14 protein-coding genes are annotated in these 17,642 nt (G+C 48.3%); 6 read left to right on the top strand and 8 right to left on the bottom strand.

The window, feature by feature from the left end:
• Window positions 1–186 precede the first annotated feature (186 nt).
• The 5 genes from Y79_RS0112210 to Y79_RS0112235 all read left to right on the top strand — a co-directional run bounded on the left by Y79_RS0112210 (window position 187) and on the right by Y79_RS0112235 (window position 9,294).
• Complete coding sequence (locus Y79_RS0112210) at window positions 187–795, top strand: trimeric intracellular cation channel family protein (RefSeq protein WP_016937932.1); 609 nt, start codon at window positions 187–189, stop codon at window positions 793–795.
• Window positions 796–947: 152 nt separating this feature from the next.
• A complete protein-coding gene (gene helD, locus Y79_RS0112215; protein ID WP_016937933.1) occupies window positions 948–3,263 on the top strand; it encodes an RNA polymerase recycling motor HelD in 2,316 nt (771 codons plus the stop codon).
• Window positions 3,264–3,438: 175 nt separating this feature from the next.
• Window positions 3,439–5,247 carry an assimilatory sulfite reductase (NADPH) flavoprotein subunit gene (locus Y79_RS0112220; protein WP_016937934.1) on the top strand — a complete coding sequence of 603 codons (1,809 nt, stop codon included), beginning with the start codon at window positions 3,439–3,441 and terminating at the stop codon, window positions 5,245–5,247.
• 27 nt (window positions 5,248–5,274) lie between these two features.
• The gene (cysI, locus tag Y79_RS0112225) at window positions 5,275–6,990 is read left to right on the top strand and encodes an assimilatory sulfite reductase (NADPH) hemoprotein subunit (protein ID WP_016937935.1); all 1,716 of its coding nucleotides are present in this window, start codon (window positions 5,275–5,277) and stop codon (window positions 6,988–6,990) included.
• A 288-nt stretch (window positions 6,991–7,278) separates the two neighbouring features.
• Window positions 7,279–9,294 (top strand): Na+/H+ antiporter, encoded by a 2,016-nt coding sequence (locus Y79_RS0112235; RefSeq protein WP_016937937.1) that lies wholly within the window; start codon window positions 7,279–7,281, stop codon window positions 9,292–9,294.
• A 40-nt stretch (window positions 9,295–9,334) separates the two neighbouring features.
• Here Y79_RS0112235 and Y79_RS0112240 read toward each other — a convergent pair whose 3' ends face one another.
• Window positions 9,335–9,820 carry a hypothetical protein gene (locus Y79_RS0112240; protein WP_016937938.1) on the bottom strand — a complete coding sequence of 162 codons (486 nt, stop codon included), beginning with the start codon at window positions 9,818–9,820 and terminating at the stop codon, window positions 9,335–9,337.
• Between the two features lie 221 nt (window positions 9,821–10,041).
• Here Y79_RS0112240 and Y79_RS0112245 point away from each other — a divergent pair, with 221 nt between their 5' ends.
• Entirely contained in the window at window positions 10,042–10,872 is an 831-nt protein-coding gene (locus Y79_RS0112245) for an aldo/keto reductase (protein ID WP_007410023.1), read from the top strand.
• A gap of 33 nt (window positions 10,873–10,905) precedes the next feature.
• Here the strand turns inward: Y79_RS0112245 and Y79_RS0112250 are convergent, their stop codons facing one another.
• From Y79_RS0112250 to modA, 7 genes are all read right to left on the bottom strand, one after another.
• Entirely contained in the window at window positions 10,906–12,051 is a 1,146-nt protein-coding gene (locus tag Y79_RS0112250) for an ABC transporter permease (RefSeq protein WP_016937939.1), read from the bottom strand.
• A gap of 1 nt (window position 12,052) precedes the next feature.
• Window positions 12,053–13,147 (bottom strand): ABC transporter permease, encoded by a 1,095-nt coding sequence (locus tag Y79_RS0112255; RefSeq protein ID WP_016937940.1) that lies wholly within the window; start codon window positions 13,145–13,147, stop codon window positions 12,053–12,055.
• A gap of 23 nt (window positions 13,148–13,170) precedes the next feature.
• Window positions 13,171–14,106, bottom strand: a complete 936-nt coding sequence (locus Y79_RS0112260) for an ABC transporter ATP-binding protein (protein ID WP_016937941.1) — start codon at window positions 14,104–14,106, stop codon at window positions 13,171–13,173.
• 119 nt (window positions 14,107–14,225) lie between these two features.
• Window positions 14,226–15,329 carry a sensor histidine kinase gene (locus Y79_RS0112265; RefSeq protein WP_029575310.1) on the bottom strand — a complete coding sequence of 368 codons (1,104 nt, stop codon included), beginning with the start codon at window positions 15,327–15,329 and terminating at the stop codon, window positions 14,226–14,228.
• A gap of 5 nt (window positions 15,330–15,334) precedes the next feature.
• The gene (locus tag Y79_RS0112270) at window positions 15,335–15,982 is read right to left on the bottom strand and encodes a response regulator transcription factor (RefSeq protein ID WP_029575311.1); all 648 of its coding nucleotides are present in this window, start codon (window positions 15,980–15,982) and stop codon (window positions 15,335–15,337) included.
• Between the two features lie 93 nt (window positions 15,983–16,075).
• Window positions 16,076–16,759, bottom strand: coding sequence for a molybdate ABC transporter permease subunit (gene modB, locus Y79_RS0112275; RefSeq protein WP_016937944.1), 684 nt, complete (start codon window positions 16,757–16,759; stop codon window positions 16,076–16,078).
• Window positions 16,740–17,537: a molybdate ABC transporter substrate-binding protein gene (modA, locus tag Y79_RS0112280; protein ID WP_016937945.1), complete on the bottom strand. Its 798-nt coding sequence runs from the start codon at window positions 17,535–17,537 to the stop codon at window positions 16,740–16,742. The genes modB and modA overlap by 20 nt, the downstream gene beginning before the upstream one ends.
• Window positions 17,538–17,642: the final 105 nt, after the last annotated feature.

The following is a 17,642-nucleotide window of genomic DNA, read 5'->3' on the forward strand; positions in this document are numbered from 1 at the left end:
GTAACTTCCAATAAACCTCCTAATATAGTATAAAATAGGAAAATATTCTCGCCTCCAGATATGCTGATTGCAGTTGTCCCGATTTTGGGATCAGAATCTTTCAAAAATAAGGTTGATTTTAAGAGAAAGCGATTATAAAATCTAATGGTCGTCAGAAAATTTAACAAATAAAAAGGAGCATATGGAATGGCCTGGGAGCTGCTTAGTGTAATCGGCATCATTGCGTTTGCGGTCAGCGGAGCGATTGTTGCGATGGAAGAGGAGTATGATATTTTAGGCGTGTATATCTTGGGGATTGTAACGGCGTTCGGCGGCGGAGCCATCCGAAACCTGCTGATCGGTGTTCCGGTCTCCGCCTTGTGGGAGCAAGGCGCATTTTTTCAAATCGCTCTCGCATCAGTTACGATTGTCTTTTTATTTCCGAAGCTGCTGTTAAGACATTGGAGTAAATGGGGCAACTTATCCGATGCCATCGGGCTTTCGGCGTTTGCCATCCAAGGCGCTTTGTATGCCGTAAAAATGGGCCATCCGCTCAGTGCAGTGGTTGCGGCCGCGGTGCTGACCGGAAGCGGGGGCGGCATCATACGGGATCTGCTCGCGGGCAGGAAGCCCCTTGTGCTCAAGTCGGAAATTTATGCAGTCTGGGCCGCACTCGGAGGATTAATCGTGGGCCTCGGCTGGGCCGGGAATGCCGCAGGTTTGTATGTGCTGTTCCTAGTGCTTGTGGCATGCCGCATCTGCAGTTATGTTTTCAGGTGGCGCCTGCCGATTCGTTCCTATCATATAGATCAGTAAAAAACCGATTTCATAAAAGAAATCGGTTTTTTTGCATAACGGATAAAAAGACGCCCGATATGATAAGAAAAAGGGTATTTGACTATAATGATGAATAATATGTTTGTGTAAAGAAAGCCGGATTTGTCAGCTTGATGTCGGAGGTGCCGCTGATGGCAAAACGTGATGAAGAATGGAAAGAAGAGCAGGAAAGAATCAATTTTGTCATGAAGGAACTGGATCAGAAACAAACGCGTCTTGAAGCATCATCGGGCGGATTGAAGCAGGATATTGTCGGTTTGAGAAAAACGTTTTGGGATGATGTCACGGTTAATTTGGATGATGCCCATGAAGCGGCGGAAACATTTTCAAGCATTAAACAGCAGGCTGAAATGCTTTCAGAACGTGAACGGACGCATCGGCTTCAATACCGGCAGCTTCAAAAAATCCAAAAGCTGAAAGCCTCTCCTTACTTCGGCCGTGTCGATTTTACGGAAAAAGGGGAGTCCTCTGCCGAGCAGATTTATATCGGGCTGACTTCTTTAATGGATGAAAACAATGAGCATTTTCTCATTTACGATTGGCGTGCGCCCATTTCATCTCTTTACTATCAATATTCCCCGGGAAAAGCCCGCTATGAAGTTCCGGAAGAAACGATAGAAGGGGACATCACACTGAAGCGGCAGTTTATCATTAAAAACGGGACGCTTAAAGCGATGTTTAACACGGATATGACGATTGGTGACGAAATGCTGCAAGAGGTGCTGAGCGGCCATTCCGGCCAGCAGATGAAAAACATCGTGTCAACCATCCAAAAAGAACAGAATGAAATCATTCGTGATGAAAAAAGCAAATATCTCATCGTTCAGGGAGCTGCCGGAAGCGGGAAAACATCCGCGGCGCTTCAGCGGGCCGCTTACTTGCTGTACCGCGGGCGCGGTGTGCTTGACGCCCGTCAGATCGTGCTGTTTTCTCCGAACATTTTATTCAACAGTTACGTTTCCGCCGTATTGCCGGAACTGGGAGAAGAAAATATGGAGCAGGCCACGTTTCAGGAATATATCGCCCGCCGGCTCGGACGAAAGTTTAAATGTGAAAGCCCGTACGAACAGCTCGAATATTGCCTGACTGAGCAGAATCAGGACGCCCTTTCCGTAAGACTCGCAGCCATTGCTTACAAAGCGTCACCAGCTTTTCAGGCCATGATTGACCGTTATGCCGGGTCGCTTTCGGTCTCCGGTCTGATATGTAAACAGATCAGCTTCCGGGGAGACATCCTGATTTCAAAAGAGCGGATTGAAACCTATTTTTATTCGCTTGATAAGCAGCTGCCGATTCCGAACAGAGCGGAGCTGACGGCGGAATGGCTTCTTACGGAAATCAGCGCACTCGAAAAAAAGGAGCGTAAGAAGGAATGGGTACTGCAGGAGAGTGAGCTGCTTGATAAGGAAGATTATGCTGAGGTTTATCAAAAACTTAAGAAGCAAGCTGCGGATGACGAACCTGCATTTGACGACCATCAGCGTGAACAGCGCCTGCTTGGCGCCATTATTGTCCGCAAAGCCTTTAAACCGATTAAACAGGCCGTCAGACAGCTCGGCTTTCTCGATATAAAACGGATGTACCTCCGGCTGTTTTCAGACTGGGGAGCTGATGAAAAGCCCGATCATTGGCAGAGCATCGGGGCTTTAACCCGCAGCGCATTTGCAGAACGGTCGCTCCCATATGAAGATGCTGCTCCGTATCTGTATTTGCAGGACCTGATAGAAGGAAAAAGAATAAACACACAAATGAAGCACGTTTTCATTGATGAAGCGCAGGATTATTCCTCTTTTCAGCTCACGTATATTCAAAGCATCTTCCCGGCTGCAAAAATGACGGTGCTCGGTGATGTCAGCCAGTCGATTTATGCACACACCATTACCGGTCCTTCTTCACTCGCCGGCTGCTTCCGCAATGGCGCAGAAAAGTATGTCAGCCTGAAGAGGACTTACAGATCGACGCGGCAGATTGTTGAATTTACGAAAGCGCTGCTGGCTGAAGGTGATGACATTGAGCCTTTTAACCGGAACGGGGAAAAACCGCGGGTTCTGCGGGCGGATACTGAAAAAGAGCGCCGCGAGCAATTGACTCAAACAATACGGGAGCTCAGGCAAAAAGGCCGGGAGACGATCGCTGTCATCTGCAAAACGGCCGCGGAAGCGGAAAAAGTGTTTCAGACAGTCAGCGCCGGGAGCGGTGTCCGTTTAATCAATAAAGAAAACCAGCCTTTTCAAAAAGGGGTATGCGTCATTCCCGTGTATTTGGCAAAAGGCATTGAGTTTGACGCCGTCATTGTCGCTGACGCCTCTGCTGCTCAGTATAAAAGCGGGCATGACCGCAAGCTGTTATATACGGCCTGCACGCGGGCGATGCATCATCTGACCGTGCTGTCTCGGGGAGAACTCTCTCCTTTTATAAACGAAGTGCCCGCCGGCTTATTCGTGTAAGCCCTTTGCCCAAGTGCAAAGGGCTTTTTATCATTAGTAATCTTAATCATTATCATCATGATTATATATTTTACTTACACACAAACTTTCGGTAAAGTTTCAATTAGAATATTATTTTGACAATTCCTATAGAAATAACGTACGTTACGTTTAATTCCTTGTGAGGTGGATATCGTTGCAACTTCAGGTCATGAACAGTCCGTTTAATCAGGAGCAGGCAGAGCTCCTTAACCGCCTTCTGCCGACCTTGACAGAATCACAGAAAATCTGGCTGAGCGGTTATTTGGCTGCGGCCCGGTCCGAGTCCGGTGAAGCAGCCGCACCCGCTCCCCAGGCTGCGGCAGAAAGCCCGGCAGTCTCGAAAGAAGTGACCGTATTATACGGATCGCAAACGGGAAATGCGGAAGGTCTTGCGAAACAGACGGTAAAGACGCTTGAGGAACGGGGATTCCAAGTCACCGTCGCGTCGATGAACGATTTTAAGCCGAATAATCTGAAAAAAATAAACAATTTACTGATCGTGGTGAGCACGCACGGAGAGGGCGATCCGCCGGATAACGCGCTGGCTTTTCATGAATTTCTTCACGGCAGACGCGCGCCGAAGCTTGAAGCGCTCCGTTTTTCCGTTTTGGCGCTCGGGGACAGCTCGTATGAATTTTTCTGCCAGACGGGCAAAGAGTTCGACGAGCGTCTTAAAGAGCTCGGCGGCACGCAGCTTGCGCCCCGGGTTGATTGCGATCTTGATTATGATGAACCGTTTTCAGAATGGCTTGATGCGGTTATCGGCGGCCTGAACGAAGGTGCGGGAAACCAAACAGCCGAAGCGCCTGCCGAGACGCCTGCTCTCGGTGAATCCGTTTATTCCAGAACGAACCCGTTTCGGGCGGAGGTTCTTGAGAACATCAATCTGAACGGGCGCGGTTCGAATAAAGAAACACGCCATCTGGAGCTTTCGCTTGAAGGATCCGGCCTCGCGTATCAGCCCGGAGACAGCCTCGGCATCTATCCGGAAAATGATCCGGCGCTCGTGGATGAGCTGATCAATGAGCTGAAATGGGACCCGAAACAGGAAGTGGCGGTGAATAAGCAAGGAGAGACCCGTCCGCTGAAAGACGCGCTCACTTCTCATTTTGAAATTACAGTGTTAACAAAACCGCTCTTGCAAAAGGCCGCACAGTTTACGACTGACAAAAAGCTGAGTGAACTTCTGGCCGAAGGAAATGAAGAGCAGGTGAAAGCATACATCAACGGCCGTGACCTGCTTGATCTCGTCCGGGATTTCGGTCCGTGGGAAGCGTCCGCGGAAGACTTTCTTTCCATCCTGCGTAAAATGCCGGCCCGGCTCTATTCGATCGCAAGCAGTTTAGAAGCGAATCCGGAAGAAGTGCATCTGACCATCGGAGCGGTCAGATATGACGCGCACGGCAGAGAACGAAAGGGCGTCTGCAGCATTCTGTGTGCGGAAAGACTCCAGCCGGGAGATACGCTTCCGATTTACATTCAGCACAACCAAAACTTCAAGCTGCCGGAAAACCCGGATACACCAATTATTATGGTCGGACCGGGGACAGGCATCGCGCCGTTCCGTTCCTTTATGCAGGAACGTGAAGAAACCGGTTCTGAAGGGAAAACATGGCTGTTTTTCGGAGATCAGCACTTTGTCACTGATTTTCTGTATCAGACGGAATGGCAAAAATGGCTGCAAAACGGTGTACTCACAAAAATGGACGTCGCTTTTTCCCGGGATTCGGAGGAAAAAGTATATGTGCAGCACCGTATGAAAGAACAAAGCAAAGAGCTGTATGAATGGCTGCAGCAGGGAGCCGCCGTATATATCTGCGGTGATGAACAGCATATGGCGCATGACGTGCACCAGGCGCTTCTCGATATCATTCAGGAAGAAGGCGGCATGAGCCGTGAAAAAGCGGAAAGCTTCCTGGCAGACATGCAGCAGAAAAAACGCTATCAGCGTGACGTATATTGATTTTGGTTTGAAAGGAGCTTATTCAGCATGGTGAACAACATTTTAAAAGCGCCGGAAGGCCCTCCAAGTGATGTTGAGGAAATTAAAGAAAAAAGTGATTATTTGCGCGGCACATTGAAAGAAGTCATGCTTGACCGGATTTCAGCCGGCATCCCGGACGATGACAACCGGCTGATGAAGCATCACGGCAGCTACCTGCAGGATGACCGCGATCTCCGCAATGAACGTCAGAAACAAAAGCTTGAACCGGCTTATCAATTCATGCTGCGCGTCCGGATGCCAGGCGGCGTGTCAACTCCGGAACAATGGCTTGTCATGGATGAACTGGCGCAAAAATACGGAAACAATACATTAAAGCTGACAACGCGCGAAACGTTCCAAATGCACGGAATTTTAAAATGGAACATGAAAAAAACGATTCAGAAAATCAATGAGGCGCTGCTTGATACCATTGCGGCCTGCGGAGATGTCAACCGAAACGTCATGTGCGCTTCAAATCCGTATCAGTCTGAAATCCATGCGGAAGTGTACGAATGGTCGAAAAAACTGAGTGACGACCTTCTTCCGCGCACGAGAGCCTATCATGAAATCTGGCTTGATGAGGAACGGGTGGCGGGCACTCCTGATACGGAAACGGAACCGATGTACGGGCCGCTGTATTTGCCGCGGAAATTTAAAATCGGAATCGCCGTGCCTCCGTCCAATGATATTGATGTCTTTTCTCAAGATCTCGGCTTCATTGCGATTGTAGAAGAAGGCAGACTTATCGGATTCAACGTGGCAATCGGCGGCGGTATGGGAATGACGCACGGTGATACGGCCACTTATCCGCAGCTTTCAAAAGTCATCGGCTTCTGCAAACCGGAGCAGCTGTATGATGTAGCGGAAAAAACCATTACGATTCAGCGTGATTACGGAAATCGTTCCGTCAGAAAGAATGCCAGATTTAAATATACTGTTGACCGTCTCGGTCTGGAAAATGTAAAAGCTGAGCTGGAAAACCGCCTCGGCTGGCAGCTGGATGAGGCGAAACCTTATCATTTTGACCATAACGGCGACCGTTACGGATGGGTGAAAGGCGTAAAAGGAAAATGGCATTTTACGATGTTCATCGAAGGCGGCCGTGTCACGGACTATGAGGATTATAAGCTGATGACGGGATTACGTGAAATCGCCAAAGTCCATACGGGAGATTTCCGTCTCACCTCTAATCAAAACCTGATTATCGGCAATGTGACGAGCGAGAAAAAGAAACAAATCAGCGCATTAATCGAACAATACGGTCTGACAGACGGCCGGCAGCATTCCGCCCTGCGCCGCAGTTCAATGGCTTGCGTCGCGCTTCCGACATGCGGGCTCGCCATGGCCGAAGCGGAGCGGTATCTGCCGAAGCTGATTGATAAAATTGAAGCCATTGTTGACGAAAACGGTCTGCGGGATGAAGAAATCACCATCCGTATGACTGGCTGCCCGAATGGCTGCGCCCGCCATGCGCTCGGCGAAATCGGATTTATCGGAAAAGCGCCGGGAAAATATAATATGTATTTAGGAGCTGCATTTGACGGCAGCCGTTTAAGCAAAATGTACCGGGAAAATATCGGTGAAGAGGAGATTCTCAGTGAGCTCAGCACCATTCTGCCGCGTTATGCGAAAGAGCGCGAGGAAGGCGAACACTTTGGAGATTTCGTCATCCGTGCGGGCATTATTAAAGCGACAACAGACGGAACGAATTTTCACGAATAAGATGAGCTGCTGAAACAATTTACTGAACAGTAAGAACGCAGCCATGCGAAAAGCCTGTTTTCATAGAAAACAGGCTTTTTCTTTTTTTAGAAAAAAAGTAGCCGAAGGCAAAAAAAGTTCCCCGTGAGCACGTTATGAGAAATTTTAAATAAAAACGGGTAATATAAGAGAAGAAAGGTTGTGTGCGGAAAATATACCGGGCCAGCCCGGTAATTGGCTCAGGCCTTTGACAGGGGCCGTGAGAACAGGCAATGATGATTCAATGCAGCAGATGAAGGAGGTCATGCTTTGGACATATTTTTAGTCGTACTCGTACTTTTAACCATCATTGCGATCTCCAATATTATAAATCGGTTTGTCCCCTTTATCCCGGTGCCTCTGATTCAGGTGGCGCTCGGTATCATTGCGGCGTCATTTCCGCAGGGGCTTCATTTTGAACTGAATACCGAATTGTTTTTTGTTTTGTTTATCGCTCCGCTGCTTTTTAACGATGGAAAACGGACGCCGCGTGCGGAACTTTGGAATTTAAGAGCTCCGATTCTGCTTCTCGCACTCGGGCTCGTGTTTGCCACGGTCATTGTCGGCGGTTACACCATTCATTGGATGATTCCGAGCATTCCGCTGGCCGCCGCGTTCGGGCTGGCGGCGATCCTGTCACCGACTGACGTTGTTGCGGTCAGCGCGCTGTCAGGGCGTGTGAAGATGCCAAAAGGCATTCTGCGTCTCCTTGAAGGAGAGGGGCTGATGAATGACGCATCCGGCCTGGTCGCTTTTAAATTTGCGATTGCGGCAGCCGTGACGGGCGCATTTTCGCTGGCGCAAGCCGCGTTCAGCTTTGTCTTGATTTCAGCCGGCGGTTTACTCAGCGGTGTCGTCATTTCTTTTTTGATTATCCGTTTCCGGCTGTTTTTGCGCCGCCTCGGCATGCAGGATGTCACGATGCATATGCTGATTCAAATTCTGACGCCGTTTGTCATTTATCTGGCGGCTGAAGAAATCGGCGTTTCCGGCATTTTAGCGGTTGTGGCCGGCGGCATTACGCATGCGGTGGAGCAGGATCGTCTTGAATCAACGATGGTCAAACTGCAAATCGTCTCTTCAAGTACGTGGAATATTATTTTGTTCATTCTTAACGGTCTTGTTTTCGTCATATTAGGAACGCAAATACCGGATGTGGTTTCTGTTATTTTTAATGATACCGCGTTTAACAATATGATGGTCATCGGGTACATTATCGTCATTACGCTGACGTTAATGATTCTCAGATTTTTGTGGGTGCTGTTTTTTTGGAACGGCAAGTGGTTTTTTAACAAGGATCAGAGCATTTATAAGCCCGGCCTGCGCTCCACGCTGCTGATTTCAGTATCAGGCGTCAGGGGAGCGGTCACGCTTGCGGGTTCCTTTTCCATTCCGTACGTGCTCTCCGACGGCTCACCGTTTCCTGAACGGAATTTGATTCTCTTTTTAGCCGCAGGCGTTATTTTGTGCACATTGGTGCTGGCGACAATCGTACTGCCGATTCTGACTGATAAGCCGGAAGACAATGCGAAAGAGAAGAAAGTCAAATTGCTGACAGCGAGACGGAAGCTGATAAAAGCTGCTTTATCGGCCATCAAAGAAAATATGAATGAGACCAACAAAACGGCTTCTTTTGCGGTCATTGCCGAATACAATGAGAAAATGAAAAATCTCAGGTTTCAGCAGTTCACCGTAAAAAACCGCACGAAAAAAGATGAGCGGAAAGTCCGCGCCCAAGGGATACAGGCTGAACAGGAAGAACTGCTCCGGCTGATTGAGCGGGGCGACATCCCGGAAGAAACGGCTGACAGCCTCCAGGAACGGTTCGATGAGCTGGAAGTGCTGTATACGAATCCGTTTAAAGTCGGCCTATCTAAGAAAAAGCTGAAACGCCTGATGTACTGGATCTTTTTCGGTGAACAAAAAAAGCCGGAAATGTCGATTTTAAATGAAGAAGGCCTCATTCGCGCCACAAGGGTTAAAACGGCAAAAGCGGCGATTGAAAGCCTGAAAAAACACATGACCGAAGAAAATAAAGATGTGACGCTTGCCGTCATTTCCTTTTACAATCACTTGATTTTCAGGCTGGGGCACTCGTATCACGAACAGAATCCGAGCCGCCGTTTTGAAAATCAAAAACTTGAGATCAAACTGCGGGCCGTGCAGGCCATCCGCAACGAAATCCAAACATTATTCGAAGAGCGGGAAATCTCCCGCGACATGTCACATGAGCTTCGCCAATACATCAATGATGTGGAAGCGGCGATGCTTGACGGAGATGAATAAATGAAAAAAGTCCGGCATCTGTGTGCCGGACTTTTTTTGATTACGGACGATGGAATTCGACGTGATCGCCGTCGCGGTCAAACCAGCCTCTGAAGGCCCAGTTGATCCAGCCGCCATCGCCTTTGTTGGTGAAGCTTCCGTCTTCAAACACCCAAATGCCGTATGTGATGCCGTCATAAACGGCGGAACCGTAAAACTGAACGCCGTTAAAATGATCTTCATATTCCTGGCTTAAATTAAACACCATGACATTATATTTTTGTCCTGAAGCGTAGAATGAAGATTCCATTAAGTTTTTGACGAAGCCGTCACGGTTTTGCGCCGACTTAATCGCGTCAGCAATCGAATTGCCGATGCCGAGCAGGTCAACATCAATGTTTAAACCGACATCTTTTGCGGAGACATCTGACTTTTGCTGTGCCATGTTTTGAGGGACCGGGTTTTCTTTTGCGGATACAAAGGACAGAGGAGTCAGGGACAAAGCGGCGCCAAGGGCAACGGACATTGGGATGCGTATACGTTTCATCGTATTTCCTCCTTCGATTGTTTGGTGGCTACATTAGCGATTTACCCGGTCAGTTACCGGGCTAACCGGATTTTTTGAAAAATAGGAAAATAATAACGTTAGTGGTACCTGGGTACTAAAGATGGTTTCTGTTATAACGATGAGCGTATAATTGGTTTCTTACGGCGGAAATGTGAGATAATAATAACCGTTTACATAATGACTAGAAAGGATGGTTCAACGTGGCAAAAAGCTTAAAAGATACTGTAAAGCTTCATAATGGCGTTGAAATGCCGTGGTTCGGCCTTGGCGTATTTAAGGTGGAAAACGGAAGCGTAGCGGCGGACTCTGTCGAAGCGGCAATCAGAAATGGCTACCGCAGCATTGATACGGCGGCAATTTATAAAAATGAAGAGGGCGTCGGCGAAGGCATCAGAGCTGCTGGCGTTGCCAGAGAAGAGCTGTTCATCACGTCAAAAGTGTGGAATGAAGATCAAGGATACGAAACGACCCTTGACGCGTTTGAGAAAAGCCTTGAGCGCCTCGGCCTCGATTACCTCGACCTATACCTCATTCATTGGCCGGGCAAGGATAAATATAAAGACACATGGCGCGCTCTTGAAAAGCTGTACAAAGACGGCAAAATCCGCGCGATCGGTGTCAGCAACTTCCAAGTGCATCACTTAGAAGAACTGCTGAAAGATGCTGAGATCAAGCCGATGGTCAACCAGATAGAATTCCACCCGCGCCTGACTCAAAAAGAAGTAAGAGATTTTTGCAAAGCGCAGGGCATTCAAGTGGAAGCATGGTCTCCATTGATGCAGGGACAGCTCTTGGATAACGAAGTGCTGTCACAAATTGCGGAAAAACATAACAAATCGGTCGCTCAAGTGATTTTGCGCTGGGATCTTCAAAACGAAGTCGTTACCATTCCGAAATCCATTAAAGAGCACCGCATCATAGAAAATGCCGATATTTTTGATTTCGAACTGTCACAGGAAGAAATGGAAAAGATCAGCGCCTTGAACAAAGATGAGCGTGTCGGCCCGAACCCGGACGAGCTTCTGTTCTAAGAAAAAAACAGCCCTTTGCGGGGCTGTTTTTCTTTACATAAATGTCTGTGTCTGCCGTTTTACGCTGAATCTGTATGCGGCTATTAATAACAGGGCGGCGGCGAAGGCTCCCAAAATGATGATGTTCAGCGTCAGGCTTTGGAGCGTGCGGCCGTGCTGCAATTGATCTACCGTATCAAGCACCCAGCGCTGAGGCAGAAATTCGGCGATTGTCTGCACTGTTTTCGGCATAATATTGCCCGGAAAAAAGCAGCCGGCGAGCAAGCATGTCGGCACGACGATCAAATTCAAAAGCGCCGATGCCGAAGCGCTGCTGTTAGAAAAACCGACGGCAATAAAGGCGATCCCGATTGCGCTTAATGCAAACAGCATCATCAGAACGAACAGCTGCCACAGCGGGAATGACGGATGAATATGAAAAGCGGCGCCCATAAAGAGAACGGCGAATAGAATTTGGACGGCCATGATAATGATATTCACCGCCGCGTTTGCCAATACATACTGCTTTGACGTGATCGGCGTTGACAGAAGTCTGTAGTACGTTCTGTTTTCTCTTTCTTTAATCATCAGTTCCGTCAGGTTGCCGGCGGAATAGAGCATAATGATAATGAGATACCCGATGACTGAGTAAGTCATCTCTTTATGATTCGAAGTATCTTGTAAAACAGCGGACTCCGTTTGAATCGGAGAATGCTTGAAATCGGCGTACATCGCCTGAAAGGCTTTCTCATCTCCGCCGGAAGATTTGCCGATTGAGGCGGCGCTGTTTATATAATTGTACAGATAAGAGCTGACATATCCGGTGACCTGGGCGCCTTTCAGCGAGGTCATGCCGATGTGAGCCGGTTTTCCGTCTTTTACACTTTGGGAAAAGCCTTTTTCAAACGTAACCAGCGCTTCCATTTTTCCCGATGCGATCTTGGATGAGGCTGATGCAGCCGTTTCCTCCGAAACTTTCACATGATCCAGTCCTTTTAAAAACGTGACCGTATCCTGTGCTACTTCACCGCCGTCTTGATTGAGAATGCCGATATTGAGCGTTTCGGCTCCGCCGTTGGCATTGGACATGAAGGAGAGAAAGACGCCGATCAGCGGAGCCCCGATATAAAGAATGAGCTGTTTTTTGCTTTTTGTGATTCCTTTGAGCGTGTGTATAAACAGCCACCAGAAGTTTTTCATTTTACAGTCCCTCCCGTCTTTGAAACGTAACCGCGGCAATCAGCAAAAAGAGCGCCGCTAATGTTGTGTTTAAACCAATTGCGGGCCAGGCGGCCGATACGTCATTTGCGTATATGATGTTGTTAATCGCCTTATTGATCCAGGATAAGGGCGACAGGGAGGAAATTCCTCCGCCTTCATATTTATAATAGGCGCCGCCGATAATGGCCATCACTTGAACGATGATGACGGTGATTAATCTGGCGCTTTCTGGTTTTTTGGTCAAATAGCTCAGGCTGAGCCCGAAGCTGACGGCCAAAAGAATTTCAGAGGCGAGAATCAAAAGCACAAGTCCCATGTGGCTGCCCCAATCGGCTTTTAAAATAAATTTGCTGAAGGCGACAACGGCAAGGATTGTCAGTACGTTCACAGCCATAATGCCGAGCATCTTTCCGAGAAAGATATCGCTTTTCCGGAGCGGAGCGGCAATCAGGCGATCGGCTGTGTGGCGTATTCTTTCCCCGCGGAACAAGGTGCTTGCAAAAATCGAGGCGTACAGCCCGATCATCGTCGTCATGGACACCGCGTAAAAATCTTTCGCTTTCGGTTCCTTCGCTTTGTTTAAAGACGTCTGCTTCATATAATCGCTTTTTATTTGTCCGGCGGAAGGTGCCTTATGCGCCTTGTATGCGGCGGCACCTGCTTTGTATTGGTTGGTGAAAGCGGTCAGCATGCCTTCGACGATCGTGCCGTTCATACCGCTCCGGTCATTTGTATAAACTTGAAAACCGCTGTTTTTGACAGTGACGAAAGCATCCGCCTGATTTTCACGAACGTCGTTTTTGCCTTTTGCCGCCGTATCCGCTTTGTGAAAATAGACATGCTCTTTTTTTGCGGCTTTCATAAACTCAGTAAAATGATGAGAAAGCGGTCCGTTTGACTGGTCCGTATATTCGACCTTGATGTGTCCGACCGTCACTTCTGAATCAAAGGCGTTTGATAATGCCGCAGAGAGAATCATCATAAAGACGATCGGAAAAGCAAGCATGAAAATAAAGGTCCGTCTGTCACGGAAACTGATTTTGATTTCTTTCCCGGCGATGTGCAGAATATTCATTTGCAATCCTCCTTTCAGTTGGGTCAGTCGCGCAGGCTTCTGCCTGTCAGAGTGAGAAAAACCGTTTCTAAGTCAGGGGCCTGTTCTTGTAAAGAGCGGATTTCAATTCCTTTGTCCATGAAGTACCGGATCAGGCGGTTTAAATTGTTGACCCCTGTGTCAGAGCTGATTTTCACGCTGTTTTCTTCCAGTGCGGCGGCTCTGACGCCGGGAAGATCCTGAATATCGCCGAGGCTGATGCCGTTTCCGGATGACAGCTCAATGATGACGTCCTTTGTGTCTGTGATAATGGAGGTCAGCTGTTCCTTTGTGCCTTCTGCGATGACTTTCCCGTGGTCAATGATGGCGATGCGCGTGCATATTTCTTCAACTTCCTCCATGTAGTGGCTCGTGTAGATGATCGTGCAGCCCATTTCATTCAGCTTTTTCACTGATTGCAGAATATAATTTCTTGATTGCGGGTCAATGCCGACCGTCGGTTCATCCATGATGATCAATTTCGGCCGGTGGGCAAGGGCGCAGGCGATATTGAGCCGGCGTTTCATTCCGCCGGAAAAATGCTTCGGCAGATATTTATGTTTATCGCTCAAGCCGACGAATGTCAGGGCTTCCTCGACCCGTTCTTTCAAAACCGACCCTCTCAGTCCGTACAGCCCGGCGAAGAACTTCACATTTTCATAGGCGTTTAATTCTTCGTAAATGGCGAGGTCCTGGGGGACGATGCCGATATTCATTTTCACGGCTTTGCTGTGTTTGAAAATATCTTTTCCGAGAAACAGAATGTCTCCGTCAGAAGGTTTTAAAAGGCCTGAGATCATGTTGATGGCCGTGCTTTTTCCGGCTCCGTTTGCGCCGAGAAACCCGAAAATCTCACCTTCTTTTACAGCAAGCGACATTTGGTCAACGGCGGCATAATCGCCGAATTTCTTACTCAGCTGTTTGAGCTCCAAAATGTTCATGTTTCCACCTCTATGTCTTATGATGCTCTAATTATAAAAAAAAGAATGAACGGCCGTTAGTGCAGCTGTTCATTCCTTTGACATGAGAATCCTCATATTTTTCACATGAAAACATTCACTTATTCAATAGGCAGTAATGTCGTGACGGAAAAACCCGCCGTGCCGTCAAAAATGACGGTTCCGTGCAGGGCGGCGGCCCGTTCTTCCATCCCGAGCATGCCGAGGCCTTTTTTAAAGCGGACGGCGCCGTTTCCGTTATCTTTCACTTCCGCTTTCACGGCTTTATTCAGCACTTGAATATCAATGGAAATCTGTGCGGCATCGGCGTATTTCATCGCATTGGTCAAAGCTTCGGTTACGTTTTCCTGAATGACTTTCCAATGCATCTGCGTCAGCCTGTCCAAATCGCCTTGATGCGTAAACGGAACCGGCATGCCGTTTTTAGCCGAAAATTCATCAATAAATATTCTTAATCGGTGAATGCCCATTTGTTCAGCGGGCGGTTTCATATTTTTCAGCGTAATGCGGATATCCTCTATGCCCTCTTTGGAAATCGTAATGGCGTTTTGAAGCAGTTCAGCCGCTTTGTCCGGACGGGAGCCGAGCATCCGCTTCGCCGCTTCCATCTGAATGAGCGCGCCGGTCATGGAGTGGCCGATTTTGTCATGGATGGCTTGGGACAATCTGTTTCTTTCCTCAAGTTTGCCGGTATACTCCGATTGTTTGATATATTCTGTGCTGCTGTGCAGCTGTTTCGTCAGCTTTTCAATGCTTGCCCGCATGCTGTCTGACTGCCCCTCATATGTCTTCAGCCGATCGTTTGACCGGGCGGCCAAAACGAAAATCGCCAGACAGAACAAGGTCATGACGGTATACGTCGGAAGATCGCCGTACGGGATAAATAAAAACGGCAAAAACACGAGCAGGCAGCACACATAGCGGTGAACCGGATATTCGGCAAGAACGGCAAAAATGGCGGGCGGCAGAAGAAACAGAAACGCCGGATGGCCTCCGGCGGAAAGCAAGGCGGTCAATGCCAGCGTCATGAGGGTGATCCCGCGCCTCCAAGCGGTCGGCCTGATCATGCAGACCGCAATGCCCAGACACAGATAAAGCAGCAGAAACAAGACGGCGTACGGCATGTAATGGCGGTCGGCCGATACGAACAAAAAGGCCGTATAAAAAATGACGATCAGTCTGCTCATCAGCATCCAAAAATCCATACCGTTCAACGCTCGTTATCCACCTTCCCGGTGATATAATAAATCGCGATCTGCGTTCTGTGCTCAAGACCCGTTTTCCCTAAAATAGATGAAATATAATTGGCCGTCGTCCCTTCAGAAATGAAAAGCTGTTTTGAAATTTCTCTGTTCGACAGTCCTTTCGCAATAAGCGACATGATGCTGAGCTCTCTTTCAGTAAACTGGCTTTCATCAATCTGATGCGCGGCTTCCGCCGGCCGGAAAAGGCTGTCTTTTATTTTATCCAGCACGGTGTCCTGAAGGATGCTGTGCCCGTTGAAGACGCTTTTGATCGCATCGCGGATCCGTTCCGGCTCGGTATTTTTTAATAAATATCCTTTTGCGCCGTTTTTAATCGCTTCTAAAATATACTCGTCGTCGTCAAATGTCGTCAGGATCATCGGCTTCGTATCCGTTTCCTCCGCGATCCGTTTTGCGGCTTCGACGCCGTTCATCACCGGCATGCGAACGTCCAATAAGGCGATATCGACGGGATTGTGTTTACAATACTCTGCCGCCTCTAATCCGTTTTCCAGCGTTGCCGATACTGTAAATTCCTCATATGTATGCAAAATGATTTTCATTCCTTCTCTGATGAAAGAATTATCATCCGCGATAATGACATTAATTTTCATAACCGCACCCTTTGTGTGTTTTTGTTTCATTATATACCATCCAATTTTAAATCAAAAAGCCTCCCGGCGAAATGTGGTCGGAAGGCGGATCGGTCAAGCCGGTTTTTTCAGTTGGATGAAAAACAGCATCAGAAAAGAAATCATCATAATACAGATCACCCACACCCAAGCGAGTGTTTCATTGCCGGAATCCATCGCGACGTAAATCGCTGTTGGCAGTGTTTGGGTGACGCCCGGGATATTCCCCGCAAACATTAAAGTCGCCCCGAATTCACCGAGCGCCCTTGCGATACTGAGAATGCTTCCGGTCAAAAGGGACGGAAAGGCAAGCGGGACGGAAATGCGGGTAAATACCTGCCATCTGCCGGCTCCGTCTACTTTCGCCGCTCCTTCGATGTCAGGATCAACCGCGGCGAAACCCGTTTTGGCAGACTGATACATAAGCGGGAAGGCGACAATGGCCGAAGCGATTACCGCGGCCCACCACGTGAAAATGACAGGCTGGTGAGTAATCCGCTCGATCGCCCGGCCGATAAAGCTGTGTTTCCCGAAAATGATAATGAGGATGAAGCCGACAACGGTAGGCGGAAGAACGAGCGGGAGCATAAACAGAGTCTCTAAAGCCGTTTTTCCGGGAAATCGCGCTTTCGCCATCCAGGCGCCTGCAAGCGTTCCGAGAATGATGACGGCGATGCCCGAAGCCAAAGCCACCTCAAAAGACAATACGACTGGGGTGAAAAATTCCGAAGCCGTAATGTTACTTGGCAGTAAATCCATATTTCTTAAACACTTTCATCGCTGCATCTGACTGCAGATACTGATAAAACGCTTCTGCTTCTTTACGGTGCTTTGTATCTTTGACGATGCCGACAGGGTACACGATCGGATCGTGTGTTTTCGCCGGTGCTTCATCGGTGATTTTCACCTTTTTCGAAATGAGAGCGTCTGTTTTATAGACAAGCCCGGCATCGACATTTCCGGTTTCAACATAAGAAAGCACCTGGCGGACGTCTTTTGCATAGACGACTTTATCTTTTACCTTGTCCCACAGGGATAATTTAGTCAATGACTGTTTGGCGTATTGCCCGGCCGGAACGGATTCAGGCGTGCCGAGCGCGATTTTTTCCGTGCTGTCTTTTTTCAGGTCATTCAGATGTGTAAGGTGTGCGCTGTTTTTCTCGGGCACGATCATGACCAGATCGTTTTTCAAAAGGTCCGTGCTGTCCTTTTTGTCGATATCGCCGTCATGGACAAGCTTTTCGAATTTATCTTCGGCTGCCGAGAAGAATAAATCAGCTCCCGCGCCTTGGGAAATTTGTTTTTGCAGTGTGCCTGATGATCCGAAGTTGTCTTGGATGGCAACGTTTGAATGTGATTTTTCGTAGTTGGTTTGGATTTCTTCAAGCGCGTCCTGAGCGCTGGCCGCTGCGGAAACGGTCAGCGTTACTTTTTCGTTCTGTCCGCCTTTGGCCGATTGTCCGGATGAGCAGCCCGCAGTTGCGAGGAAAACGGCCATAACCGCAGTTGTGAATAGTGTCGCTTTCTTTTTCAACATTGTGCACCCCTTATAACTGAATATCATTAGATAAAACTAATTATAACGTAATTGTACGTGAGGGTGCGGTTTTTTTTCAATATGTGAACCGTTATAATAAAAACG

Origin of the sequence: Bacillus siamensis KCTC 13613 (assembly GCF_000262045.1) — a bacterium.
GTDB lineage: Bacteria > Bacillota > Bacilli > Bacillales > Bacillaceae > Bacillus > Bacillus siamensis.

Coding starts and splice junctions, on each gene's coding strand:
- Y79_RS0112210 (WP_016937932.1), top strand. CDS start 187: ATGGCCTGGGAGCTGCTTAGTGTAATCGGCATCATTGCGTTTGCGGTC.
- helD (WP_016937933.1), top strand. CDS start 948: ATGGCAAAACGTGATGAAGAATGGAAAGAAGAGCAGGAAAGAATCAAT.
- cysI (WP_016937935.1), top strand. CDS start 5,275: ATGGTGAACAACATTTTAAAAGCGCCGGAAGGCCCTCCAAGTGATGTT.
- Y79_RS0112240 (WP_016937938.1), bottom strand. CDS start 9,820: ATGAAACGTATACGCATCCCAATGTCCGTTGCCCTTGGCGCCGCTTTG.
- Y79_RS0112250 (WP_016937939.1), bottom strand. CDS start 12,051: ATGAAAAACTTCTGGTGGCTGTTTATACACACGCTCAAAGGAATCACA.
- Y79_RS0112255 (WP_016937940.1), bottom strand. CDS start 13,147: ATGAATATTCTGCACATCGCCGGGAAAGAAATCAAAATCAGTTTCCGT.
- Y79_RS0112260 (WP_016937941.1), bottom strand. CDS start 14,106: ATGAACATTTTGGAGCTCAAACAGCTGAGTAAGAAATTCGGCGATTAT.
- Y79_RS0112265 (WP_029575310.1), bottom strand. CDS start 15,329: ATGGATTTTTGGATGCTGATGAGCAGACTGATCGTCATTTTTTATACG.
- Y79_RS0112270 (WP_029575311.1), bottom strand. CDS start 15,982: ATGAAAATTAATGTCATTATCGCGGATGATAATTCTTTCATCAGAGAA.
- modB (WP_016937944.1), bottom strand. CDS start 16,759: ATGGATTTACTGCCAAGTAACATTACGGCTTCGGAATTTTTCACCCCA.
- modA (WP_016937945.1), bottom strand. CDS start 17,537: ATGTTGAAAAAGAAAGCGACACTATTCACAACTGCGGTTATGGCCGTT.